The organism is Candidatus Hydrogenedentota bacterium, from assembly GCA_035450225.1.
Taxonomy (GTDB): Bacteria; Hydrogenedentota; Hydrogenedentia; order Hydrogenedentales; family SLHB01; genus DSVR01.
Genome location: DAOTMJ010000001.1, coordinates 96,220 through 122,342, shown reverse-complemented (window position 1 = coordinate 122,342; position 26,123 = coordinate 96,220). Strand labels below are relative to the sequence as shown.

The 26,123-nt window shown below is 59.8% G+C and carries 21 protein-coding genes and 2 tRNA genes; 16 read left to right on the top strand and 7 right to left on the bottom strand.

Translation table 11 applies throughout. The annotated features are described in order from the left end of the window. Positions 1–99: 99 nt before the first annotated feature. The 7 genes from P5540_00460 to P5540_00430 form a co-directional block, all read right to left on the bottom strand. Positions 100–1,443 carry a PhoPQ-activated protein PqaA family protein gene (locus P5540_00460; protein ID HRT63269.1) on the bottom strand — a complete coding sequence of 448 codons (1,344 nt, stop codon included), beginning with the start codon at positions 1,441–1,443 and terminating at the stop codon, positions 100–102. Between the two features lie 64 nt (positions 1,444–1,507). After that, on the bottom strand, positions 1,508–2,551 hold the full coding sequence (gene rsgA, locus P5540_00455) for a ribosome small subunit-dependent GTPase A (GenBank protein HRT63268.1): 1,044 nt from the start codon (positions 2,549–2,551) through the stop codon (positions 1,508–1,510). Then, a complete protein-coding gene (locus P5540_00450) occupies positions 2,548–3,282 on the bottom strand; it encodes a methyltransferase domain-containing protein (GenBank protein HRT63267.1) in 735 nt (244 codons plus the stop codon). Before P5540_00450 ends, rsgA begins: the two co-directional genes overlap by 4 nt. Before the next feature lie 50 nt (positions 3,283–3,332). Then, entirely contained in the window at positions 3,333–4,628 is a 1,296-nt protein-coding gene (locus P5540_00445; protein HRT63266.1) for a glycine--tRNA ligase, read from the bottom strand. Positions 4,629–4,727: 99 nt separating this feature from the next. Next, positions 4,728–5,453, bottom strand: a complete 726-nt coding sequence (locus P5540_00440; protein ID HRT63265.1) for a nucleoside-diphosphate kinase — start codon at positions 5,451–5,453, stop codon at positions 4,728–4,730. An 83-nt stretch (positions 5,454–5,536) separates the two neighbouring features. Continuing rightward, entirely contained in the window at positions 5,537–5,881 is a 345-nt protein-coding gene (locus P5540_00435; protein ID HRT63264.1) for a hypothetical protein, read from the bottom strand. Further along, positions 5,878–6,612 (bottom strand): hypothetical protein, encoded by a 735-nt coding sequence (locus P5540_00430; protein ID HRT63263.1) that lies wholly within the window; start codon positions 6,610–6,612, stop codon positions 5,878–5,880. The genes P5540_00435 and P5540_00430 overlap by 4 nt, the downstream gene beginning before the upstream one ends. Before the next feature lie 828 nt (positions 6,613–7,440). Here P5540_00430 and P5540_00425 point away from each other — a divergent pair. The 16 genes from P5540_00425 to P5540_00350 all read left to right on the top strand — a co-directional run bounded on the left by P5540_00425 (position 7,441) and on the right by P5540_00350 (position 26,015). After that, on the top strand, positions 7,441–8,550 hold the full coding sequence (locus tag P5540_00425; GenBank protein HRT63262.1) for a formylglycine-generating enzyme family protein: 1,110 nt from the start codon (positions 7,441–7,443) through the stop codon (positions 8,548–8,550). A 95-nt stretch (positions 8,551–8,645) separates the two neighbouring features. Beyond that, the gene (locus tag P5540_00420) at positions 8,646–8,942 is read left to right on the top strand and encodes a four helix bundle protein (protein HRT63261.1); all 297 of its coding nucleotides are present in this window, start codon (positions 8,646–8,648) and stop codon (positions 8,940–8,942) included. Positions 8,943–9,101: 159 nt separating this feature from the next. After that, complete coding sequence (locus P5540_00415; protein ID HRT63260.1) at positions 9,102–13,718, top strand: immunoglobulin domain-containing protein; 4,617 nt, start codon at positions 9,102–9,104, stop codon at positions 13,716–13,718. A gap of 81 nt (positions 13,719–13,799) precedes the next feature. Further along, a tRNA-Phe gene (locus P5540_00410) sits at positions 13,800–13,875 on the top strand. 9 nt (positions 13,876–13,884) lie between these two features. After that, positions 13,885–13,960, top strand: a tRNA-Thr gene (locus tag P5540_00405). A 91-nt stretch (positions 13,961–14,051) separates the two neighbouring features. Continuing rightward, positions 14,052–14,630, top strand: coding sequence for a response regulator (locus P5540_00400; GenBank protein ID HRT63259.1), 579 nt, complete (start codon positions 14,052–14,054; stop codon positions 14,628–14,630). A 39-nt stretch (positions 14,631–14,669) separates the two neighbouring features. Continuing rightward, positions 14,670–15,272 (top strand): GNAT family N-acetyltransferase, encoded by a 603-nt coding sequence (locus P5540_00395; GenBank protein ID HRT63258.1) that lies wholly within the window; start codon positions 14,670–14,672, stop codon positions 15,270–15,272. A 105-nt stretch (positions 15,273–15,377) separates the two neighbouring features. Beyond that, entirely contained in the window at positions 15,378–16,967 is a 1,590-nt protein-coding gene (thiC, locus tag P5540_00390) for a phosphomethylpyrimidine synthase ThiC (GenBank protein HRT63257.1), read from the top strand. 2 nt (positions 16,968–16,969) lie between these two features. Further along, complete coding sequence (gene dusB, locus P5540_00385; GenBank protein HRT63256.1) at positions 16,970–17,941, top strand: tRNA dihydrouridine synthase DusB; 972 nt, start codon at positions 16,970–16,972, stop codon at positions 17,939–17,941. Positions 17,942–18,053: 112 nt separating this feature from the next. After that, complete coding sequence (locus tag P5540_00380) at positions 18,054–19,370, top strand: Gfo/Idh/MocA family oxidoreductase (protein ID HRT63255.1); 1,317 nt, start codon at positions 18,054–18,056, stop codon at positions 19,368–19,370. Between the two features lie 89 nt (positions 19,371–19,459). After that, complete coding sequence (gene folK, locus P5540_00375) at positions 19,460–19,975, top strand: 2-amino-4-hydroxy-6-hydroxymethyldihydropteridine diphosphokinase (GenBank protein ID HRT63254.1); 516 nt, start codon at positions 19,460–19,462, stop codon at positions 19,973–19,975. 103 nt (positions 19,976–20,078) lie between these two features. Then, a complete protein-coding gene (gene panB, locus P5540_00370) occupies positions 20,079–20,873 on the top strand; it encodes a 3-methyl-2-oxobutanoate hydroxymethyltransferase (protein HRT63253.1) in 795 nt (264 codons plus the stop codon). Positions 20,874–20,885: 12 nt separating this feature from the next. Next, positions 20,886–21,746, top strand: coding sequence for a pantoate--beta-alanine ligase (gene panC, locus P5540_00365; protein HRT63252.1), 861 nt, complete (start codon positions 20,886–20,888; stop codon positions 21,744–21,746). Positions 21,747–21,750: 4 nt separating this feature from the next. Next, positions 21,751–22,119, top strand: a complete 369-nt coding sequence (locus P5540_00360; protein HRT63251.1) for an aspartate 1-decarboxylase — start codon at positions 21,751–21,753, stop codon at positions 22,117–22,119. A gap of 30 nt (positions 22,120–22,149) precedes the next feature. Further along, a complete protein-coding gene (locus tag P5540_00355) occupies positions 22,150–24,225 on the top strand; it encodes a tetratricopeptide repeat protein (GenBank protein HRT63250.1) in 2,076 nt (691 codons plus the stop codon). Beyond that, a complete protein-coding gene (locus tag P5540_00350; GenBank protein HRT63249.1) occupies positions 24,222–26,015 on the top strand; it encodes a tetratricopeptide repeat protein in 1,794 nt (597 codons plus the stop codon). Before P5540_00355 ends, P5540_00350 begins: the two co-directional genes overlap by 4 nt. The last annotated feature ends 108 nt before the right edge of the window (positions 26,016–26,123 follow it).

Here is a 26,123-nt window from a genome sequence, read left to right as displayed (position 1 = left end):
CTGCATGTTCGCTCCTCCACGGTAATGCATTGGCATACTTTAGCATTCACCGGGGAAAAGAATAAACTGGATTTCAGTGATTATTTTGGCAGAATGTGATTACTTTTTCCCGTCGTCCGGATGCTCGTCAAAAGATTGATAGGTATCCGGCAGGACGTAGGTGAGCGTGGTCAGCGAAAAGGGAAAAATCGCATTCTCCAATTTCAACGGGAATGTGATGGCGACGAAATAGGCGGCATAACCGGTTTCAGGTTTCGTGAGTCCCACGGAGGCGGTGCATTTACCGATCAGTTCAGAGGAGACCCAGCGGGCTTTACGGAAATCGCGTGTGGGGGCTTGGGCATGCCAAAGCGCGGCGGTGGCTTCGGGATCGTCCCACGAAACTTGCAGGGAATGACCGTTTACGAATTTCCATTCGAGATGCGGCATGCTGCCGCCTGTCAGCATGGCATGGAACTGCGCCGCGACGACCGGCACGATGTTGAGGTTGAGGCCGTGGCCGGCGTTGGGCTCATAGTGTATCCACTTCGGTCCCGGAAAATCGTTGAAATAAAATTTGGCGGAGTCAACGGTCCAGTATTCGTCGTTGGTTCCCAGGATGATTGTCTTGGGCAAAGCCAGTTGATCGCGGTATGAATACGGGTCCACGATATCGCTCAGTTTTTTGCCGGCCGGCGTCTGAAGATAGTCCTGAATCTTGAGTTCGGTATAATCGGCGACTTGTTCGCTGTACCCGCCGTAGCACTTTTTCTGGTGCGCCATTTGAGGTCCCATGTTCAGCATGTCAATGACCATGGGCGCGATGGCGGCGACGCGCGGGTCGGCGGCGGCGGTCAGCCACGTCGTCCAACCGCGCTTGGACGCGCCCGTAACCATGAATTGCTTGATGTCCTGTTCCCATTTTTCCCGCGCGACAGATTGAACCGTGTCCATCGCTCTGACAGCGCTTTTGACCATCGGCAGCAGCAGGGGCCAGTCGTCGCCCTCGCCCCTGCCGAACCGTTCAAAGGTATAGGCGATGATCGCGTCTTCATATTTGCCGTCGAAAAGCGGCTGGTTGGGCACTTGCCAGATGCGGGCCACGACGGCGTGCGTGTGCCCGGCGATCATGGCAAGCACCTGCGATTCCTGATCGCGGAGGTCCGGGGCCTCCTCGGTATTGTCACCGCCGCCAATAAATAACAGGGCCTTGTCGGGATACTTCACGTTCTCCGGCTTGAAGATGGCCACCCAATGATCCCATGTAAGTCCGTGCCAGGTCTGCGAGGTCATCCGGACGATATAAGCCGTGCTTTGTTGGACAGGAAGCGTCGAATGGACGGCGTATTTGTAACTGTCGTCGGATTTTCCGACGTAATCCTTTAGAATGCCGGCGGACGCCGGACCTGCAAGAATCAGTGCAGCCAACAGCACAAGGGCGATCAATCCGCGTGTCTTCATCATTTCAACCTCCGACGTGAACCGTTTTCAACGTGTGCGCGGAATGGTTCCGCGCCGGTATTCCGTTTCATTTATCTTTTCCCAAACTGTCGCGAATTCTCAAATACGAGTCAAAACGGGCGCGGGGTATCGCGCCGGTTTCGACGGCCTCGCGGACGGCGCAGCCCGGTTCGTGCGTGTGAATGCAATTGCGGAATCGGCAGGCCGCCGCGAATTCGGCCATTTCCGGGAAATAATAGGCGACTTCTTCGGGTGAGACATTCCATACGCCGAGGTTCCGCGCACCGGGCGTGTCAATGATTCGGATGCCTCCGGCTAATTGAAAGAGCCGGGAGTTGGTCGTGGTATGTTTGCCTTTTTCGTTGTATTGGCTGACTTCCTGCACGGGCAGTTTCAACGTCGGATCGAGCGCGTTGATCAGGGAGGATTTCCCCACGCCGCTGTGGCCGGCAACCACGCTCAATTGCCCGGCCAACGCGGCGCGCAACGCGTCGAGCCCCTCCCCCGTTTCACAACTTGTGCCGATTACCCTCATACCGATTTCGCGGTACAAACGCACGGCCTCCGGCTCCGTGTGGACAAGATCGATTTTATTGACGACGAGTATCGGCTCGATGTGGCCGACTTGCGCGGCGATCAGGTAGCGGTCCACGAGTCCGGGCTTGAAATTCGGACGCGCCGCCGACGCCACAATGACTAAAAGGTCCACGTTGGCCGCGATGACTTGCTCTTCCAGCGCAGAATGGACATGCGCGAGACGGCTGAGTTTTGTTCGGCGCGGCGCCACGCCCCGCACAATCGGGGTTTCCCCGGCGAATTCAATCCGGACTTCGTCGCCCGGCGCAAGGACTGTCGATCGGTCGCGCCCAAGGCGTTCGTCTATTTCAGCCATGAGTTCCCGATCGTCCGACCAAACAAAGGCCCAACGGCCCGTGTGCGCCACGACAATCGCGTTGGGGCGCACATCCTCCGGCGCAATCGTCAAAGGAGGTGGTTCGGGCACGCCGGCGGCTTTGCGATGCTTGGCTCGATCGTGGGTAAAGGCGAATTCGTGCCGCGTGATCCAGTCGCGCGTGCGGACGGCCGGGCCTTTCTTTTGTCGCTTTTTCACAGGCGCCCCCAGACGACCGACGACTCCCAAACGATCGGGATGTCCAACTGGCCGGTATCGGCGACATCCGCGCGAAGGCGCGCCAGTCCCGCCTCGAATTCGCCTTCCGGCAAGAGATCATAGGTCGAGATGAATTTGCCCGCGACACGATCGACATAGGCTTGATCAATGGGCCGCGGCCGGTCCACGAAATGCTCGGCAGCCGTTTCGACAAAACCGCTCATGCGCAAGGCTTCTTCCACGGACTCAAGGGGCTGAAATCGCGCCGTGTCCACCTTGGCAAAACTTGGAAAGTAACGATTCATCGGATGCCGGCAGATGAACGAGGTCGAGGCGGTTACAAAGGCCGCATACCCCCGGCCAATCACCCGAGCGCATTCACGAAAAACGACGGCGAGATCGGGCAGGTGGTGCAGAATGTACACGCCGAAGACGAAAGGAACCGAAGCGTCCGCAAGCGGGATTGCCTCAGCGGACGCATGCAGCCAAAGGGCGGGAAGCCCTTTCGTGCGTCCCTGCGCCAGCATGCCCGCGGAACGTTCCAAGGCAACCAGCGGGCAGGCGTATTCACGTAGAAATGCTTGCGTGTTGTTTCCCGTTCCGGCGCCCAGTTCGAGAACGCATCCCGCACGGCATGCGGCGGCCAGTTCCCGCAGACGGGGCATGAAGGGACCGCCGCCGCCCCGGTAATCGTCGTAGTACCGGGCTATCCGATCATAATCCACACGCATGACACGGCCCTTCCGGAACGAGATCTTCCCTTTCCGGCAAGATATGGAAATCAATCCCGCTCGGAGGAGCACCGCTTCTCAACAAACGCGCCCACCTCATCCATGGGGATGCGTTTTTGCTGCATCGAGTCGCGCTCGCGAATCGTCACGGTGCCGTTTTCCTTCGTGTCGTAATCAATGGTGATGCAGAACGGCGTGCCGATTTCGTCCATGCGGCGGTAGCGGCGTCCGATGGCGCCGCCTTGATCGTAGAACGTGGCGAATCGTTTCCGGAGCCGCCGTTCAAGGTCAATCGCGATGTCGGCCAGTCCGTCCTTCTTGACCAATGGAAAGACGCCCGCCTTGATCGGCGCAAGTCTTGGATGCAGACGCATCACGACCCGTTTTTCACCGTCCGCTTCGTCCTCGTCGTAGGCGTCGCACAACACGGCCAAGCAGGTGCGATCCGCGCCCGCCGACGGCTCAATGACGGTTGGCACGAAACGCTCCTTGCTTTCGGGATCGAAATAGGAAAGGTCCTTGCCGGAATGGGTGGAGTGCTGCGTCAAATCGTATGTGCCACGGTTGGCTAGACCCTGTAATTCACCCCAGCCAAACGGGAAATCGTACTCGATGTCCACCGTGCGCTTGGAGTAATGCGCAAGCGATTCCTTCGGATGCTCAAACCAGCGTAATTTCGATTCCTTCAGGCCGATGTCGAGGTACCATTGCCAGATGCAGGCCTGCCAATGTTCGAACCAATGGTCCTCCTCCTCCTGCCGGCAAAAAAATTCGATTTCCATTTGCTCGAATTCGCGGCTGCGGAAGATGAAGTTGCGCGGGTTCACCTCGTTTCGGAAACTCTTCCCGATTTGCGCAATGCCGAAGGGAATCTTCACCCGCGAGGACGAGTAGATGTCCTTGAAGTCCACGAAAATGGACTGGCAGGTTTCCGGGCGTAGATAGGTGTGGACGGCGGTATCGTCGCTGACGCCGAGGCTTGTCTTGAGCATGCTATTGAACGCTTTCGGCTCGGTCAGTTCGCCGCCGCAATCCGGGCACCGGTCGCCTTCCAGATGATCCTCCCGAAAGCGGTGCTTGCATTCCTTGCAGTCCACGAGCATGTCGTGGAACTGCTCGACGTGCCCGCTCGCCACCCACACGTTCGGGTGCATGATGATGCTCGCATCCAGCCCGACCATGTCGTCGCGCTGCGACACAAACACGTACCACCAGTCGTTCTTGAGGTTGCGCTTGAGTTCGACGCCCAGCGGCCCGAAATCCCAGCAGCCGTTGATGCCGCCGTAGATGCCGCTCGATTGGAAGATAAACCCTCGACGCTTGCAGAGACTGACGATTTTTTCCACGGGGGAAACTCCATGGTTATCCGGCCCAAGGCCTGTTCGGAAAGCCGGATTTTACGCGGCCCCGTGCGGACAAGTCAAAATGCCATCGTGCCCCGGACGTTATTGTTCGTCCGGAAGTTCGTTGATCATGTACTTCGCGGCGACGGCATTGAGCGAATAGGCGCCGGCCTGTCCACGCTGGATCGCGCAGACCACCTCCAGATCGGATTTCCAGACGATTTCCCCGGGCGCCGTCAACAGGAGACTGCCCGGTTCGTAGGTCGTGTACAGGCGGTTGTTTTTGTAATAATAATGCTCGCCGCAGACTTCCGTCGGAAACAGCCGCATGAGAGGCGGTATGTCCGTGGGCTTGAACCAGAGTTTGATCTCGCGTTCCGCTTCCGGTGGTGTGGCCGAGGCATGGATCAGGTTGTCCATGCGCTCGCCGATGACGGCGCCGTTCGCATCCTTGATCGGCACGATCGTGCCCAGCGCGCGAATGCACCCCGGCCGGGTTTCCCGCGCCACATGAGGGTTGGTGGGGCCGGCGATGTCGCGAATCTTTTGAATGGCGCCCGGTCCTTGGTAGACAAACGCAATCACGCGGCGCCGGTGCGGCGCGTCGTTGTAATGCACGCGGCCGCGTATGTAATCCTCCAGCGCGGGATAGAACGCCTTGTCCCGGTGCTCGGCATAATGCTCCGCCGCCAGCATGGGCGTCACATTGACGATTTTCGCGGCGGCAAACCGCAATCCCGTGTGAAATTCCGACAACTGCGACAGCACATAACCCGTCAGCGAATTCTTGAGCGCATCGGGCTTGATAAGGACAAGCGTCTGTTCCATATTCGGGATCTAACCTCCTGTTTGATGTTCCGCCTTCCACAAAGATGCGAAGTATAATCCCACAAAACGCCCCAAACCAACTTTCATCGTTTTATCTGCGCCGCGAGCGCAGCGGCGCAATACGGGGCATCGGCCAGCAGCACGTAGCCAATCAACAGGAAATGGGGCAACGTCACCGCCAGTTCGATCAGAAAAATCCCAGCGCCGGTAGTCATGAAGGGAATCGCCGCGGCGGGCGGAACGGTCGCCAGCAGAATGCCGTAGGACACGCGGTGCGGACGCAGGCTCAACACGCGCCGGGCAAGGTTGGCCGTCCGAATCAGGTAAAAGATCAAAATCAGGTCGGCCAGCGTCCATGCGCTGCACTGGATGCGCGTCCAGAACACATAATCCGAGGCGGTAAAGGCATGGCCCATCCACTGAATCATGACGCCGCGCCCCGCAAGGACACCGCCCGCGCCAGCATGCGGTAGCCTTTGATCAGAATGACCGCCGCCCACCATTCAACGGCAATCCACAAGATGCCCGCCAATCGAAGATAGAGATACAGCGCGTTCCAGTACACTTGATCCGACGCGTTTACGTCGCGAATCGCCCGCCAAACCGCGTCGGGCGGCGCGGCCGACGACGGCCACGTAAACAACGCCGCCGCGCATGGAATGAGGAGAAACGCGGCAAAGGACATCGTCGGGCGCGCACCGCCATCCGGCAACAAATCCCGCAGACGGCAATATCCCCGCCAGCCGTGGTACACAATCAGCGTTTCCAGCAGCACCCAGACCGTAACGAACGAGGCCCAAACGAGCATGTGGGCATGCATCCGGTCCGACAAGACCTCCGCCGCAGCGTCCGCGTCCACGGTCCACGGCGCGAAATGGCGCGCCAACACGGCGGCCGCCGTCAACGTGAACACGACCGCCGCGATGATTGCGCGCCGTTTTTCATTGATTTGCAGCACGAACCGCTCCGGCAGCGGTTCCGTGGAAATATGCCGACGGCCGGCGACGACCATGAACAAAATCAGCAGTTCCGCCCCGATCCAGAACAGGCCCGCGGACTCGACGACAAACGCCACGCGCTGACGGGCGTGCAGATACGCCAAAACCGGCGCGGGGACATCGCCTGCCGCGAACAATCCGATCTGCAAAAGGAAATACATGACACAACTTGCCTCGGCGGACATTATCGTTGCGCGCGCCGGACCGCGCAAGCCGCCGAGAGGATGTCGGGCTGTGATATAATTCATTGAAAAGACAGTCACCCTTGAGTGTACCGTGTTGTTGCTTATCTTCGCCCGCCCTGAACGCGCATGGGGAACCTTTCGGGCGCGGAAGGTAGGATAGATTGTTCAGTCTGTCTCTGAAGTTTGGCTGTTTTGAAGGTAGGACTCAAGAGTGGCTTTCGGTAGAGGGTTGTTGTTCTACCGGCCAGTTACGGGCGTAGAGCACGGCGTTGGCGACGTTGGGTTTGTATTTCTGGACGTTCGCGGCCTGAGTATGACGGGTCGCGAAGTCGGAGAAATGGTGGATGCCCAGGGTGGGGCCCACCGTTCGACGTGGATGCTTTGGACGATGTGCTGGAACGAGGGGCGGTGTCGAACCGTTCTTTCGAGAACAAACGATACGCGACCGAACAATCCTGGAACGGCTAAACTGAAGTGACCAGCCGGTTGGTAATGGTTTTGCGCCCCATTTCCACCAAGGCGGCTGCGGCAAGAGGCCCGGCTCTCATGAACATGCGCTGCTGCTTGAAGGACCCCCGGCATCCTCGTCCGCGCTACTCGAAGACTTTGCCGACGCAGGGCGTTTTTTTGAACGCCGACGGCGGGAGATCGAGACGGTTGAGCACCAACTGCGATTCCTCCCGTTTTTGCAAAATGTAAGGGATCCTGCTACCATTATTTTGGCATAGTGCCCGCGTCGGCGAGACGGGCGGCTACGGCAGGAGAGACCAGAGTATCGGGGAGTTTACCGAGGAGGGATTGAAGATGCGCTCCCAGGGAAAACGTCGGTTTTGGGTTCTAGCGTATGCGGGATTGTGGGTTTTGGCCTTTTTGCCTTTGGCGGGGTGGGGCGCGCCGGTCGTCGCGAACGCGACGGCGGCCCAGCGCGACGACGGTTCGGGCATGGTGGACATCTATTACGACGTGTCGGGCGGCATCGAACCGATGACCGTGTCGGTCGTGTTGTCCAACGATGCCGGGGCGACGTGGGCGTTCACACCGAGACTCGGCGATTTGTCCGGTGACGTGGGTCCGGCCGTAACGAACGGGACTGGCAAGCACATCGTCTGGAACGCCTTGGCCGGCAAACCGGGCGTCCATTGGCCCAATGCCCGGGCCAAGGTCACCGCGACCGACGCGGAAGAGCCCACGCCGGGCGAGGAGGCCACGTTCGCGGGGATCCAATTCGTCTGGATCCCGGCGGGGACCTTTATGATGGGCCGGTATGCCGGCGAACAGGACAGCAATTCCGACGAAGACCCGCAGCATCAGGTCACGTTGACGCAAGGCTTCTGGATGGGTAAATATGAGGTCACGCAGGCGCAATGGCAGGCGGTCATGGGATCGAACCCGTCCTACTTCACCGGCGACATGAGCCGGCCCGTCGAGTCTATTTCGTGGGACGACATCACGCAACCGAACGGATTTCTCGACAAATTGAACCAGGCCAATCCGGGCCTGACGTTCCGGCTGCCTACGGAAGCCGAATGGGAATACGCCTGCCGGGCGGGAACCACCACTCGGTTTTACTGGGGCGATGATCCAAGTTACAGCCAGATTGGAACCTATGCATGGTATTATGACAACAGTGGCGATACGACGCATCCGGTGGGCCAGAAGACGCCGAACGCCTGGGGACTTTACGACATGAGCGGGAACGTCTGGGAATGGTGCCAGGACTGGTACGGGAGTTACGCGGCGGGCGCAGTATCAGATCCACAGGGTCCTAGTACAGGGATGGGCCGGGTGCTGCGCGGCGGCAATTGGATCAACGGCGTCAGGTACTGCCGGTCCGCGTATCGCATCTGGAACTATCCCGGCCACAGGAACTACGGCAACGGGGTTCGCCTCTGCGTGTCCGGTTCGCCCCGCTAGTCGGTTTTTCCTTTACACTTTATTTTTTTGCCTTTATGGGGTTCTAGGGGCGAAGCCCCTAGCGGATTTTTGGAGGCCGGAATGGGTGCACGGAAATGAAACAGTCTGGCATATGTGAACCTCATGTTTCGGTGACGTTGTTCGATTTCGCGCAGTGGTTCCTGTCGCGTACGAATCGTTTTCCGAAGAACGGGCGGAAATCGCTGGGCGACCGCATTGATGCGAGCCTGCTGGAGTTGCTGGCGCTGGTGCAACGCGCCAGCCTGCGGCGCGACAAGCGGGCATTGCTCGACCGCGTGAACGAGGAATTGCATGTACTGCGGGCGCTGGTGCGGCTGGCGGTGCGTCTCGATTGCTTGCAGGAGCGTCAGTACGAATATGCGGCGAAGTAGATCGATGGACAGGCTGTCCAGCCCGTCCATCTGCGGGCATGGCATGGTTTTGGGATGGACAGACTGGACAGTCTGTCCTACGCTTTGCATTCTTTGCTATTTCGGCGGTTGAAAAGAACCCAAAGATAGCGGATAAGATATTGACACGGAGGAATGAAGATGAGACGGTTTGGAGTACTCATGCTGTCGGCCTGTCTCGCATGCGGGGTGGCCTACGCAGACATCGGGGAGGCGCCGACGAACGTCTTCGCCTTGATCACCAAACCGGCGGGCGTTGCGCTGACAAATGAATTCGATCTAAACACGGCGCCTCCTTCGATCGAAGAGCAGCCCGTGTCCCGTACGGTCAATCCCGGACAAAGCGTCACGTTCACCCTAACGGCCACGGGCATGCCGCCGTTGAGTTACCAATGGCGAAAGGGCGGGGTGGACATCGCCGATGCGACGGACGCGATCTATACCATTGCATCCGCGCAGGAGTCCGATGAAGGCAATTATCGGTGCGTGGTGAACAATGTCGCGGGCAGCGTGTCATCCGATCCGGCGACGCTGACCGTGAACGATCCGCCGGTGATTACGGCGCAACCGCAGTCGGTTACGGTGAACCCGGGGCAGAACGCGGTCTTTTCGATAACCGCCAATGGTACGGCCCCGTTGAGTTACCAGTGGAAAAAGGGCGGGGTCAATATCGCGACGGGGACGGGCAGTTCGTACACGCGCAGTTCGGCCCAGCAGTCGGACGAGGACGTGTATACCTGCACGGTGAGCAATGTCGCGGGGAGCGTCACGTCGGCTCCAGCAACATTGACGGTGACGGACCCGCCGGTGTTTACAGCGCAACCGCAGTCCCTCACGGTCAATGTGGGCGCCACCGCGAGTTTCGGCGTGACGGTGACGGGCACGCCCCCGCTGAGTTACCAGTGGCGGAAGGGGACGGCGGACATTTCGGGCGCGACGAACGCGACGTTTAGCATCGCGTCCACACAGACCTCGGATGAGGGCACGTACCGGTGCGTGGTCAAGAACGTCGCCAATCCGACCGGCGCGATCTCCGACGCTGCGACATTGGCCGTAAATACACCACCTCAAATCACAGCGCAACCTCAATCGCAAAACGTAAGCCCCGGCGCGCCGGCTTCATTCAGCGTGACGGCGGCGGGCACGCCACCCCTGAGTTATCAATGGAGGAAAAGCGGGGTTGCCATTGTCGGCGCTACAACCGCCTCATTTACTATTCCCTCCGTGCAAGGGTACGACGAGGGATTATACGATTGTTCGGTAAGCAATGCATTGGGCAGCGCGATATCGGATCCGGCAGCACTACGAGTCACGGGTATTCCAAATCCTCCGGATAATCTCTCGTTTTCCAATGTGGGCACGACTCAGGTTACGTTGCATTGGATAGATCGAGAGTTCGATGAACTCGGATTCAAAGTCTTCAGAAGGATCGGAACAGAAGGCGATTTTGAATCTGTCGGGACTATAGCCGTTTCGACGGGAATTGGGGAAACTGTTTCTTACGATATCTCCGGCTTATTGCCAGGCACATTCTATTGTTGCATAGTGAAGGCATATAATGTCTCGGGTTATTCGGATGCATCGGAAGAAGCGTGTGTCACGACCTTGGGCGAATCACCTTCCATTACCGCCCATCCGCAGTCGCTGACCGTCAATCCGGGCGAACCGGCGTCGTTCAGTGTTACGGCGACGGGCACGGCCCCCCTGAGTTATCAATGGAAGAAGGGCGGGACGAACATTTCCGGTGCGACGGATGCGACGTTTGCCATTCCGGCCGCGCAGCAATCGGACGAAGGATCGTACTCTTGCGTGGTAAGCAATGCCTTGGGCAGCGTGACATCGAATGCGGCAACACTGACCGTGAACGATCCGCCACAGATTACGTCTCATCCGCAGTCGCTGACCGTCAATCCGGGCGAACCGGCGTCGTTCAGTGTTACGGCGACGGGCACGGCCCCCCTGAGTTATCAATGGAAGAAGGGCGGGACGAACATTTCCGGTGCGACGGATGCGACGTTTGCCATTCCGGCCGCGCAGCAATCGGACGAAGGATCGTATTCTTGCGTGGTGAGCAATACGGCGGGCAACGCAACCTCAAATGAGGCAACACTGACCGTAAACGATCCGCCGGTGATTACGTCTCATCCGCAATCCGTGACAGTCAACCAGGGCGCGGGCGCGAGTTTCAGCGTCGAGGCGTCGGGCAGTTGGCCGTTGAGTTTCCAGTGGCGGAAGGGCGCGGCAAGCATTTCGGGCGCGACGACGCCCACGTACCGCATCGCCTCCGCGCAGCCGTCGGATTCGGGTTCGTATGCCTGTGTGGTGTCGAACATGGCGGGCAGCGCGACGTCGAACGCGGCCTCGCTGACGGTCAACGTGCCCAACATGCCGCCGAACGCCGATTTCGGCGCGACGCCGCGCTTGGGCGACGAACCGTTGGCGGTGCAATTCACGGATTATTCGGACTACAAGGGATTGACGCCACGATCGTGGGCGTGGGTGTTCGGCGACGGCGGCACGGGCTCGCTGCAAAGCCCGAGCCACACCTACCAGAGCGCGGGCACGTATACCGTGTCCCTGACCGTGACGACGGACGGCGGATCGGACACGGAAACAAAATACGACTTCATCGTGGTGCGTCCGGCCAGCGTCAACGTGACGGTCGGCGGGGTCGTGCGCGACGCGGATTCGGGCGCCGTGCTGCCGGGCGTGGAGGTTGCGTTGTCTGTTCTCGCCACGAACGCCCCGCTCGGCCAGACGACGACCGACGGCCAGGGACGGTTCTCGTTCACCATCGCCAGCGGCCAGGGAGCGCTCAAGATCCGCTTCACGAAGGATCAGTACGAAACGCAGGAGCGCAGCGGATTCACTGCGCCGATGACGTTGAACATCCGGATGGCGCGTATCGTGCCGTTGCCGCCGACGGGTCTGACGGCGGCGGTGGGCGGCCAGTTCGTGCAACTGCGCTGGGACGCCAACACGGAGCCGGACCTTGCCGGATACAACGTGTACCGCGACGGCGTGAGGGTCAACACCGATGGCCTGGTGACCGATCCCCGTTATGCGGACGACACGAGCGCGCTCACGCCCGGGCAGGAGTATTCGTACACGGTGACGGCGGTTGACCTGGACGGGAACGAAAGCGATCCGTCCGGCGCCGTGTCCGTGCGAGTGGGATTGCTCGATGTATGGATTCCGAACCAGGCGGCGTATCCAGACGTACCGGACACGATGGAAGTCCGCGTGCCGATCAACGTATCGAACGCATGGGGCATTCAGCCGAGCGGGCTGAACATCCGCCTGAACTTCGATCCGACGCTCGTGGAAAGCGCCCGGGTCGAGCGGTCCTACATCTCGCGCAGCGTGCCGTTCTCCGTCAACACGGACATGGACAAGGGACAAGTCACCATTGGCTACATCGGAACGGCGGAGTCGTTCCGGGGCGAAGGCACGCTGTTCAACGTGATGCTGACGATGCGGACGGACGTGGCCGGGCCCATTTGCGGCGACCTCACGCTGCCGACCGTCCGCCTGTACGACACGACCGGCACGGCGATGACCGTCACGACGCCGGAGGCGAAACTGCTCTGCTTGGCGTCAGGCCACGTCCTCGGCGACCTGAACCAAGACACATACGTTGACGCGGGCGACGCCATCCGCGCGCTGCGGCTGGTCGTCAAGCGCGACGCCTTCGAGGAATGGCAACGGGAAACCGGCGACATGAACGGCGACGGCCTCGTGGACAGCGCCGACGCGGTCATGATGCTGCGGCAGGGCGTCGGCATGCCGTTGTATTATCCGTCCCCCGGCAAGGATTCAGCCTGGGAGACGTTGCCGCTGGAGATGCAGATCAAGGCGGACGAGGGCGTGACGGTGGCGGTCGCTTCGGAGGAAGCGGCGCCGGGCGACACCGTGGACGTGCCGATCGAGGTGAGCGACACGACGGGTATCACTGGCGTGGACTTCACGATCAGTTATCCGGACCAACTCGAACTGGTCTCGGCTGAACTGGGATCGCTGACGAAGGATTTCCAGGGCGCGTCCAATACCGATCAGGCCGGCACCATCCGGTTCAGCCTGGGCAACTCCGAAGCGTTGCGGAAGGCGCAGGGCGATGTGCTCAATCTCAAGTTCCGCGTGTCGGATTCCGCCTCGGAAGGCGCGGTACTGGCGGTCCGCCTGAACGACGCCCAACTCAACGGGCAATACGGCCAGCGCTTCGACTGGTACACGACCGTGTCGCGCCAGGATGGCGCCGTCACCGTAAAAGGTTTGGTAAACGGCAGTTTGTCCGGCCTCGTCACCGATGCCGTCACGAGCCAGCCGATTGCGGGCGCGACGGTCGAAGTCCTCGGCAAGAGCCTGCAAACGACGACGAACAGCAGTGGCATCTACCTGTTTGCGACACTGGCCGCCGGCACATACACGCTAAGAGCCTCGGCATCGGGATATCAGGACGCCCAGGAAAACTCCGTCTTGGTGAACGCCGGTGCGGTGGCGGTACGGAATTTCGCGTTGACGCCCGTCGGCGAAGGCGAAGGCGAAGGCGAAGGTGAAGGCGAAGGCGAAGGCGAAGGCGAAGAACACGGATGCTTCGGCGGCACGCGGTCCGGGTTGAATTCCGGCGAACCGCCTCGAATGACGCCGGGCGATCTGTTTCTCTTGTCGTCGCTCATGGGTATCTTTGGTTGGCATGGAATGTCAAGACGCCGCTCGTCTTTCCGAAGATCGGACCGCCCGTCCGCGTCGTCCGCTTGATGAGCCCGTAGGCGTGGCGCGAATTTTGCGCACGAGCAAACTTGACATCGTCTTTTTTCGTTTCGTATGCTACCGGCGTGTGCCGAGGTAGCTCAGTTGGTAGAGCAGCGGACTGAAAATCCGCGTGTCGCCAGTTCGATTCTGGCCCTTGGCACCATTCTTTTTGGCTGGAGTAGCTCAGTTGGTAGAGCACGTCACTCGTAATGACGGGGTCCGGGGTTCGACTCCCCGCTCCAGCTCCATAAATTGATGACCGGCCTTTCGCGGTTGTTCGGCTGGATGCGGCAGACGCCATAACGCCCCAACGTCAATTGACGCGAGATAGCGCATACGATGGAAACCAAACTTTCGTTCAGTACCTCTGAAGTGGCCACCTATTGCCACGTCACCCCCGACACCATTCGCAAATGGGCCGAATCCGGCCGGATTCGCGTGTTCAAGACGCCCGGCGGCCACCGCCGGATACGCCGCGAGGATCTGATTCGCTTCCTCAAGGAAAACGAAATCCCGCTTCACGAGGATCTGAAGGATTCGGGCGTCAAAATTCTTATCGTGGACGATGAAAAGGCGGTGTTGTCCGTTATTCGCCGATTTTTGGAGATGTCGAAAGCCTCGTTCGAGATTGAGATTGCCATGGATGGCTACGATGCGGGCCACCAGGTCGCCTCGTTCCGTCCGGATGTCGTGTTTCTGGATCTGCGCCTGCCCGGCGTGGACGGATTCGAGGTCTGCCGCCGCATCAAGAACGATCCGCAGCATGCCGGCACGCGCATCGTCGCAATGACGGGCTACTACGAGGGAGAGCAGATGGATCGCATCGTCGAGATGGGCGCGATCATGTGCCTTCAGAAGCCCTTTACCCCCGACGATCTGCGCAAGGCGCTCGCAAAGGCCGGCATCGAAGTCGGGTAGCATTCGATTGCTTCCCGTCCCTTGTCGAGGAGATAGGCCGTGCGCATAGTCCCATTGCGCGCTGATCAATGCCGCGAAGCCGGCGAAATGCTGGCGCGGGCCTTTGCCGACGATCCCCTGACCAACTACACGATTCCCGATCCGTTTCGTCGGCAACGCGTGCTGGCGTGGGCCCATGCGCGGTGGATGGCGTATCTGCAACCAATCGGCGCGCTGTTCACCACCGAAAATCTGGAAGGAATAGCGGGCTGGTTTCCGCCCGATTTCAACCACAACCTAGGGCTCTGGACGCTGATCCGGGCGGGATTCATCACGGCGCCGCTCCGGTTCGGCCTGCGCAACCTGGGGCGTGTCTTGCGCACCAACGCCGACGTGCAGCGCCATTACCGCAACGAGGTTGCCGGCCCCCACTGGATCCTCGACGTGCTCGGCGTCGATCCGAAACACCAAGGCCGGGGCGTTGCGTCCGCCCTGATCGAACACACGCTCGCCCAAGCCGACCGGGATCGGCTCCCGGCCTACGTCATCACGCACAATCTAAAAAATATCGCCTTCTACGAACGTTTCGGATTCCGTCTGCTTGACAGCACGCCGCTGGCCGAAAACGTGTTCACCAGTTCGCTCTTGCGCCCCGCGCGCTGATCACGGCCGGCGCCGCGCCAAGGAATTACTCTCGGATGCGCGCATCCAAACTGCAATCCGGTCCGCAGGAGTGATATACTTTTTTCGATAAAGGAGACTATTTTCTTGAATGATTTGAACGACAGGCGAGCCCCTTGTGCCTTGGCGCTCGGTCCTTTTCCCCAATCCCAAAAGGCGTATGTGGTCGGATCGGACGCATCCATCCGCGTGCCGGTGCGCGTCGTCGAAACCGGGGCCGGTCCGGTCGTCCTGTATGACACCAGCGGCCCGTATACCGATCCGGATGCATCCATTGACATCCGCAAGGGCCTTGCACCGATTCGCAAGGACTGGATTCGCGCGCGGACCGGCCCCCGTCCGACCCAGATGCGCCTGGCCCGCGAAGGCATCGTGACGCCGGAAATGGAATTCGTCGCCATTCGCGAAAATATGCGCGTGGAAGGCGCGGCTGACGGTCCCATCACGCCGGAAATGGTCCGCGGGGAAGTGGCCGCCGGCCGGGCAATCATCCCCGCGAACATCAACCATCCCGAAAGCGAGCCGATGATCATCGGCCGCAAGTTTCTGGTCAAAATCAATGCGAACATCGGCAATTCGGCCCTGGCGAGTTCCATCGGAGAAGAAGTCGAAAAGATGGTCTGGGCAATCCGATGGGGATCGGATACGGTCATGGACCTTTCGACCGGCCCGGACATCCACGAGACACGCGAGCGCATTCTCCGCAATGCGCCCGTGCCCATCGGCACCGTGCCGTTGTATCAGGCGGTCGAAAAGGCCGGCGAACCCGCCGCGCTCACATGGGAACTCTACCGCGACACGCTCATTGAGCAGGCCGAACAGGGCGTGGATTACGTCACGATTCATGCGTGCCTGCTCAAGGACTGCATCCCGCTGACGGCGGCGCGCAAGACAGGCATCGTAAGCCGGGGCGGGGCGATCATGGCGCACTGGTGCCAAGCGCACGGATTGGAGAATTTCCTTTTCACCCATTGGGACGAGATCTGCGAAATCCTGGCCGCGTACGACATGGCGGTATCCATCGGCGACGGTCTCCGTGCGGGGTGCATTGCCGACGCGAACGACGCGGCGCAGTTCGCCGAACTCAGGACACAGGGCGAACTCACCCGGCGCGCATGGACGTTCGACGTACAGGTCATGAACGAGGGCCCCGGCCATGTGCCATTGCACAAAATCGCGGAAAATGTGGAGAAGCAGCGTGCGTGGTGTTGCGATGCGCCGTTCTATACCCTCGGCCCGCTCGTGACGGATGTCGCCGCCGGCTACGACCACATCAACAGCGCGATCGGCGGCGCGTTGATTGCCTGGCACGGCGTTTCGATGCTCTGCTACGTCACGCCGAAGGAACACCTCGGCCTGCCCGACAAGAACGACGTGCGGGAAGGCGTCGTCGCGCACAAAATCGCGGCGCATGCGGCGGATCTTGCAAAGGGGCATCCCGGCGCCATCGCGCATGACGAAGCCATGAGCCGCGCGCGCTTCGATTTCCAATGGAGCGACCAGTTCGCGCTCGCGATCGACCCGGACCGGGCGGCCGCGTACCACGACGAAACCGTGCCCGCCGCCGACGGCAAGGCCGCGCATTACTGCTCCATGTGCGGACCCAAGTTCTGCGCGATGGAGAACACGCGCAAGGTTCGCGACGGCGTCTGTCCAAAGGAAGGTGCGTCCTCCTGAGCATGTTTCACGTCGGGACCATTCAACTCGACCATCCGCTGGCGCTGGCCCCGATGGAAAGCGTCGGCGATCGACCCTTCCGGCAGATCTGCAAATCGTTCGGCGCGGATATCGTCTACACCGAGTTCGCCAATGCGGAAGCGATCATCCGCGATGTCACGCGCACGTTGCACAAGATGCAGGTGAACGACGACGAACGCCCCATCGCCGTGCAGATCTATGGCAGCGCCGAGGGAAGCATGGAACGCGCCGCGGCCGTTGCCGAGGAAATGAGGCCGGATTTCATTGACATCAATTGCGGGTGTTGGGTGAAAAAGATCGCAAACCGCGGTGATGGCGCGGGTCTGCTGCGGGACTTGAAAAAATTCGAATCGGTGGTTCGCGCGGTCGTCGGCGCCACACGGCTGCCCGTAACGGTCAAGACGCGCCTCGGCTGGGATGAGAAGAGCATCTGCATTCTTGAAGTCGCGCGGATGGTCGAGCAATGCGGCGTCCAGGCGTTGACCGTCCATTGCCGCACGCGCGAACAGGGCTACAAGGGCCAGGCGGATTGGTCATGGCTCGAAAAGATTCGCAAGGTCATATCCATCCCGCTCATCGGCAACGGGGACGTGCGCACACCCGAGGACGTCCGCCTGATGTTCGCGACCGGTTGCGACGGCGTGATGATTGGACGCGCCGCGATTTGCAACCCGTGGATTTTCCAGCACGCCAAGGAATACCTGGCGACGGGCAGCCTCCCCCCCGCTCCATCCCTCGCCGAATGCGTCGCCACGTGCCTGCGGCATCTCCATGCCGCCGTCGCGTACAAGGGCGAACGGCGCGCGGTCCTTGAGCATCGAAAGTATTACGCCGGATACCTGAAAAACGTCCATGCGATTGCAAAGCTGCGCGCCGAACTCATGACCTATACCGAAGTCGTGCCCATCGAGGAACGCCTGCGCCGTTTTCTGGATGAACAGTCCGAAGAATAATCGGGGGGGAATGGACAACAAGAATATAATCCGCTCCATGTTTCGCCTGCTTGATCACAGCCCCCCCAAGCCTGTAGCCTGATGCTTCAAGCCCGTAAAGGAGGATGGTGGCATGAAGACGAAGAACAACGATGTGTCGAGGCGCGATTTTCTGAAAACGTCCGCGGTGACCGGCGCGGCGTCGCTCGTGGCGATATCGCATCGGGCGCATGCGCAAGGTTCGGACAAAGTTCGCGTGGGTCTGATCGGATGCGGCGGCCGAGGAACCGGCGCGGGCATCATAGATTGCGCCATGTCGTCGCCGGGAATCGAACTTGTCGCGTTGGGCGATCTGTTTCAAGATCGGATGGACAAGGCGCCGGAATTGATCAAAGGCAATCTCGCAAAACGCCAATTGCCGGTGGACGATATCTACAAGGTTACGCCGGAAAAGATGTTCGTGGGATTCGACGCCTACCAGAAAGTCATTGACGCGGGCGTGGACGCCGTCATTTTGACCACGCCGCCTTTTTTCCGCCCCGAACACTTCCGCGCGGCCGTGGCGGCCGGCAAGCATTGTTTCGTCGAAAAACCGATCGCGGTGGACCCGGTTGGCGTGCGTGGGTTCATCGAAACGGCGGACAAGGCGAAGGAAAAGAACCTTTCCGTGGTCGCCGGCACGCAGATGCGGCGCGCGCGGCACATCATGGACGCGATGAAACGCATGCACGACGGCGAAATCGGCGAATTGGTCGGCGGGCAGTGCGTGCGCATCGGCGACGGCATGCTCGAATGGTACGGCGATTTGAAACAACCCAAACCGGACATGTCCGAAATGGAATACCAGATCCGCCGGTGGCTGTTTATGACATGGCTGTCGGGCGATTTCATCGTCGAAATGCACGTACACAACCTCGACCTCATGAACTGGGCCTTCAACGCGCATCCCGTGCAATGCATCGCCAACGGCGGACGGCAAGTTCGCACCGCGCCCGAATACGGCGATGTGTACGATCATTTTGCCGCCGAATTCGAGTATCCAAACGGTGTCCGCGTCGAGTACATGGGCGGGCAGACCGACGGCGTCAGCACGCGCAACGACATGCGCTATGTCGGCACAAAAGCCCGCGCGTACGTTGACTTCGGCGGCGCCTACTTCGAGGGCGGCGTCAATTACAAGTACGACGGACCTTCCATGGATCCGGCCGTGCAGGAATATGCCGATTTCATCGGAAGCATTCGCAACAACCAGCCGATCAACGAAGGGCGCCAGGTCGCCGAAAGCACGATGACCGCTATCATGGCCCGCATGAGCGCCTATACCGGCCGCGCCATGAAATGGGACTGGGTCATGAACGCATCGAAACTCGACCTCAGCCCCGAAAAACTCGAACTGGGGCCGCATCCGCTGGGACCGATTCCGATGCCGGGCGTTACGAAACTGATATAGGGATAGGACAGAATCACAATTCCTTTGAATCTTTCCTCCTTCTGTGCTATTATTTTTATGGCAAATGTTGACCGAGTGGAATGGCCCCGATGCGGGTTCTGTTGAGTCTGGGCGGCAATGTCGGCGACCGGCTGACGCGGTTGCGCGAAGCGGTTTCGATGTTGGCGCGGCATGAAGGCATTCGGTTGATCACCGTGTCATCGTGCTACGAAACGGAACCGATGGGCATCGTGGACCAGCCCGCGTTCCTGAACTTGGCTGTGGAAATCGAGACGGCGATGGAGCCGCTTGAACTCCTGAACACGGTAAAGGACATCGAACGCGAAATCGGGCGCGAGCCGGCAACGCGCTGGGGCCCGCGGGTGATTGATATAGACATCATCCTGTGGGGCAGATGCGTGATGGAAAGTTGTGTGCTCACAATTCCGCACCCGGCGTTTCGGCATCGAGCGTTTGTTTTGGCGCCGCTGGCGGAAATCGCCCCGAATGCCGTGGACCCGGAGACCGGAAAGACGGTATCGGCTTTGGCGGCGTGCCCGGAGGCGGCAGGCGCGGTGGCGCTTTATGCCCCCGCGGCTGCATTCCGCGATGCGTTGAACATTTGACCGAAGCGAGATCACTGATAGCCTGGATCCCCTCAAGGGACTGGGACGAATTCCCGGCAGACGCGGCCCAGAACCGCCACGCCGGGTTCAGGAGGATCAAACAGTGCCACGCATTACGGCTGTTTCGCTCCGGGAGCGAAAACAGCAGGGCGACAAAATCGCCATGCTCACCGCCTATGATTATCCCACCGCGCAAATTGTTGACGCCTCCGGTGTTGATATCGTGTTGGTTGGTGATTCCTGCGGCAACGTCGTCATGGGCCGACCCAACACGTTGACGGTAACGATGGACGAAATGGTCCATCACACGCGCATGGTGTCCAGCGCGGTCCAGCACGCCATGGTCATCGGCGACATGCCGTTTCTTTCCTATCAAATCAATCCCGACGAGGCTTTGCGCAACGCGGGTCGGCTGATTGTCGAAGGCGGGGCGCAGGGCGTCAAACTCGAAGGCCCCGTGGACAAGTTCGGCGGGGCGATAGCGGCCATCCTCCGGGCGGGCATTCCGGTCATGGGCCATATCGGCCTGACTCCGCAATCCGTCAATCAGATCGGCGGGTACAAGGTTCAGGGGCGCTCGCCGGAATGCCGGATCCGCCTGAAGGATGAAGCGCGCGGACTCGAGGAAGCCGGCTGTTTCGCCATCGTGCTTGAATGCATACCCGCGGATCTAGCTGCGGAAATCACGGAACTCGTCGCCATTCCCACGATTGGCATTGGCGCGGGGCCGGCATGCGATGGACAGGTCCTCGTGCTTCACGACATTCTCGGCTGGGGCACGACGCGGTTCACGCGAACCTTCGCCGACGTGCGCGGACTCATGCGACAAGCGTGCGAGGAGTATGTCAAGAGCGTGCGGAACGGATCGTTTCCACAGGAAGAGAACCAATTCAAGTAGGACGAGCGATGAATGAAGAATGAAGCACGCGTCACGCCGACGATCCTGGACACGCCCGGGGCCATGCGGGCATGGTCGCTTGCGCAACGGGCGGAGGGCAAGACGATCGGCTTCGTGCCGACGATGGGCGCGTTGCACGAGGGGCACGCCAGCTTGATGCGCGCGGCGGCCCGGGAAAACGATCGTGCCGTGTTGAGCATCTTTGTCAATCCGACGCAATTCGCGCCGCACGAGGATTTCAACCAGTATCCGCGGACTTTTGATGCCGATTTGAAACTTGCGGAAGAGACTGGCATGGATATCATCTATGCCCCGCGGGCGTCCACAATGTATCCGGAACACTATTCGACATACGTAATCGTCGAAGAAATAAGCGAGGGACTCTGCGGCGGGTCGCGCCCGCATTTCTTCCGGGGCGTGGCCACGGTCGTCACGAAACTGTTCAACGCGGTGCTGCCGCACCGGGCCTATTTTGGACAAAAAGATGCGCAGCAATGTGCCGTAATAAAACGGATGACACGCAATCTCGACATGGGCATCGAAATCGTCGAAATGCCGATCGTGCGCGATCCGGACGGTCTCGCGATGAGTTCGCGAAACGCGTATCTGAGTCCGGAAGAACGTCAGCGCGGTCTGTGCCTTTCCCGGTCGCTCTTCGCAGCGCGCGAACTAATCCAGGCAGGCGAACGCAATGCAAAAAAGATCATCAATCACGTCCGCGCCGGCATGGCGGAGGTTCAGATTGACTACGTGGAACTGGTGGATGCAAACACGATGAAACCGTTGGAACATATCGAAGGCACGATGCTGCTGGCGGTTGCGGCGTGGGTCGGCAAGACGCGGCTTATAGACAATATCAAGTGCGAGGTGTAAGACGATGTTCGTAATGATGATGAAAAGCAAGATTCACCGGGCCACCGTGACGGAGGCGAATCTGAATTACGCGGGCAGCCTGACGCTGGACCCTTTGTTGATCGAAGCGGCGGGCCTGTTCGTGAACGAACGGATACAGGTTGTGAACATCAACACGGGCGACCGTTTCGAAACCTATGTCATCGCGGGCGAACGCGGCAAGGGCACCGTATGCCTGAACGGGGCGGCGGCGCGCCTGGGGCATCCGGGCGACCTGATCATCGCCATCGCCTATGCCTCGATGACGCCGGAGGAGGCGAAGGCGCATGTCCCGCGCATTGTCCATGTTGACGCACAAAATCATGTGCTGCGCGTTGACGCCTCGCAAGATTAGCAAGATCGGCGAACCATCGTGATCCGTCGAATGCGAAAGGGACTTGAGCCCGTCCTGCTTTTCCTGGTGGCGGTGCTGGTCTATCTTCCCGCGCTCCGCAACGATTTCGTCAATTACGACGATCATCTTTACGTCACGAACAATCTCCAAACACAGGCCGGCCTCACTTGGCAGGGAACGGCGTGGGCGTTCCGCACACTGCACGGCAGCAACTGGATGCCCCTCACGTGGCTGTCGCACATGCTCGACGCGCAATTGTTCGGAATGAATCCCGCCGGCCATCACGCCACCAACATCGTGTTCCACGCAGCAAACACACTGCTTCTCTATCTTGCGCTGCGACGGATGACGGGCGCGCCTGACCGCGCATTCGTGGTCGCGGCCTTGTTCGCGATCCATCCGCTGCATGTCGAATCGGTCGCATGGGTGGCCGAGCGCAAGGATGTGCTGTGCGGTTTCTTCTTCATGACCGCCTTGTGGACGTATGCCGCTTATGCGGCGAGGCCATCGTTGATACGTTATGCGGCCGTAACCGTCCTCTTCGCGCTCGGCCTGATGTCCAAATCCATGATCGTAACATTGCCCTGCGTGCTGCTCCTTCTCGATTACTGGCCGTTGGACCGGTTGCGTGGCCAATGGATCGAATGCGTAATAGAGAAATTGCCCTGGTTTCTCCTATCGGCCATGGCTTCTTTCATGGCCTTTTTTGCACAGGCCCGCGGTGGTTCGGTCAGCGATTTCACCGATTACTCCCTTCCCGTGCGGATTGCCAACGCGGCGACTGCCTACGCCGGTTACTTGTGGAAAACGATCCGGCCCTTCGATCTTGCCGTCTTTTATCCGCATCCGGGAAACACGATTCCCTTCCCCGTCGTATTCGGCGCCGCGCTGTTCCTTTTCACCGTGACGATGGCCGTGTTGCTTGTTGCACGCCGTATCCCCTACGCGATCACCGGCTGGTTTTGGTATCTCGGCATGCTGGTTCCCGTGATCGGCCTTGTCCAGATTGGACGCCAGGCCATGGCGGATCGCTACACCTACCTGCCGCTCATCGGCCTGTTCATCATGGCAACATGGGGCGTGGGCGAAGTATGGCGTGCGCGGCGCCTGCCGCCGGCCATCCTGCGCATAGCCGTCTTCGTGTTGCTTGCGGCCTTGTCCGTGCGCACCGTGGAGCAGATTGGCGTATGGGAGGACAGCGAAACGCTGTTCAGGCACGCGCTGGCCGTTACACGCAACAACGAAGAGGCGTTGTACAGTCTTGGGTGCGCCTATCTCGACGCGGAACGTTACGAGGATGCCGCCCGGCAATTCGAGGCGGCATTGCGGATCGAGCCGAATCATGTCGAATGCATCACCAATCTCGGCATCGTCATGGACAAACTGGGGCATTCTTCCACGGCCATAGACCTGTTTCATCGCTCGTTACGGATACGCCCGGATCATCACAATACCCTCATGAACCTCGGCGTATGCCTGCTGAATGCCGGGAAAAAAGCCGAAGCGGCGCCGTATCTTGAAAAAGCCGTAACCCTGCGGCCCGACGATCCCGATGCTCGAAACAATTACGGCATGCTCCTGCTTCAACTCGGCCACGTCGAGGAAGGCATTTCACACGTGCGCTATTTTTTGGCGCTGAATCCGGACCGTTTGGATATTCGCCGGCTGCTGGGAAAAGCCTGCATGCGTTCCGGACATTTCCAAGAAGCCGTAGAACAATTCGCTGCGATTGCCGCGGCCCTGCCGAACAATGCCGACGCCGCCGCCAATCTAGGCCTTGCGCTGGCTTCGGCCAACCGATTTCAAGAAGCCGCCGAAGCCTTGCGGAGCGCCTGCGCGTTGAGCCCGGACGATATGGACCTGCGTTTCAATTACGCCAACGCACTTCTGCGCGCCGGACAACGCAACGAGGCGATTCAGGCGCTTGTGGAACTCGTGAACCGGCGACCCAACGACGCCGACGCACATTACCTGTTGGGTATGGCGTTGGAGGAATCCGGCAAACATGAAGAAGCCGCAAACCATTTCATCGAAACCCTCCGCCATGAACCCGGACATGACGGAGCATTGGCGTATCTAAAAAAGATCAAAGAGGCCATGCCATGAACGGGCGCATGGTCCTTGCGATCTTGTTTCTGATCCTGATCGTGTCGGCCGCGTTTTATCCCGCGTTGTGGAATGATTTCACCACATTCGACGACAACCTGTATGTAACCGCGAATGCGCATGTTCGCGGCGGATTGACCCCCGCAACCATAAGGTGGGCCTTTACGACGGGGCATGCCGCGAACTGGCATCCGTTGACGTGGCTTTCCCATCTCGCGGATTATGCCCTCTTCGGCATGAATCCCGCCGGACATCACCTGTCCAGCCTTGTGATTCATGCGGCCAGCGCCGTGGTACTATTCCTGTTTCTTTCATCCGCCACGGGTGCGTATACCCGAAGTCTTATCGTCGCCGCCCTGTTCGCGGCCCATCCCCTGCGCGTCGAATCCGTGGCGTGGATCGCGGAACGCAAGGACGTGCTGAGCGGATTGTTCGGCATGGCGTCGCTCTGGGCGTATGTGGCGTATGCGCACAACCGGAAACGTTCACGATACGTCCTTTCGCTCGCCCTGTTTGTCATGGGTCTGCTGGCCAAGCCCATGCTCGTCACTTTTCCGCTGATCATGCTCCTGCTTGATCGTTGGCCGCTTCATCGCAAAGGCGGATGGGCGCTAGTTCGGGAAAAAACACCGTTTTTCGCGGCGGCGGCGATTTCGTCCGCAATAACCGTCTTCGTGCAGGCACGCGGTGGCGCCGTGGGATCGTTCGAGGAATTTCCTCTCACGATCCGCTTGGCCAATGCGGCAATGGCGTATGCGGCGTATATCGGCAAGATTTTTGTCCCAATCCATCTTGCTGTTTTTTATCCGCATCCGGGTCCATCCATTTCATTCCCTATCGCGTGTTGTCTTGCCGTCCTGCTGCTTGGCGCCACCCTGTTCATCTTGTTTCCAGCCCGCAACCGCCCTTATCTTGCCATGGGTTGGCTTTGGTTCGGGATCATGCTGCTGCCGGTCATTGGAATCATTCAGATTGGCGATCAAGCCCATGCGGATCGCTATACTTATCTGCCGTCCATCGGCCTGTGTATCGCCGCAGTGTGGCTGGCCGCGGAGGTCCTGAAGACGATATCCTTCAAGGCCGTGGCCGCCGTGGCGGTCATGGCGCCCTGCATCGTTCTGGCCAATCAGCAAACCCGCGTCTGGCGCAACACGGAATCGCTTTTCCAGCACACCCTTGCCGTCACGGGACCAAACAAAGTCGCCCACATGAAGCTTGGTTGTGTGTTCCTGCAACACGGGCAACTCGAAGCCGCCGCGGAACAATTTGAAGCCGCCCTTGCCATCGATCCCCGCTACGCGCAGGCCATGGGCAATCGCGGCATGGTCCTGTTGTCGCGGGGCAAACCCGATGAGGCGCGGCTCGCTTTCGAAACGGCGTTGCAATGGCAGCCCGGCCTCCTGTTTGCTCGAACGAATCTCGGTATCGCCCTCTTTCAACTGGGACGCATCGGCCCGGCGTTCGACTGTTGGAACGCCGTACTGCAAACCGCGCCCAATAATCCCGATGCACGGTTCAACCGCGCCGTGGCTTTTCTTCAATTGAAACAATACGCGGAAGCGGAAGCGGATCTGGTCGTGGCATACAAGGAACGCCCTTGGGATTCATCCGTTACCCATGCCCTTGGAGTTGCCTTGTTGGGGCAGGGCAAAACGGATCGGGCGCGTCATCTGTTCGAGCAGACGTTACGCCTCGACCCAAACCATGTCGAGGCCGCGCAAACCCTGGAAGCCCTGAGAAAGAGTGCGGCGACTCCACATGAAAACCAACCGGCCGGCAAAGGAATATGAAAGACATTGACAACATCCGAACGGCTCCACCGCCCATCGCTTACTTTCATCTGTTGCGTCCTTTTGGGCCTTCCTATATCCTTGTTTGCGCGGAGATTGTCATTGGGA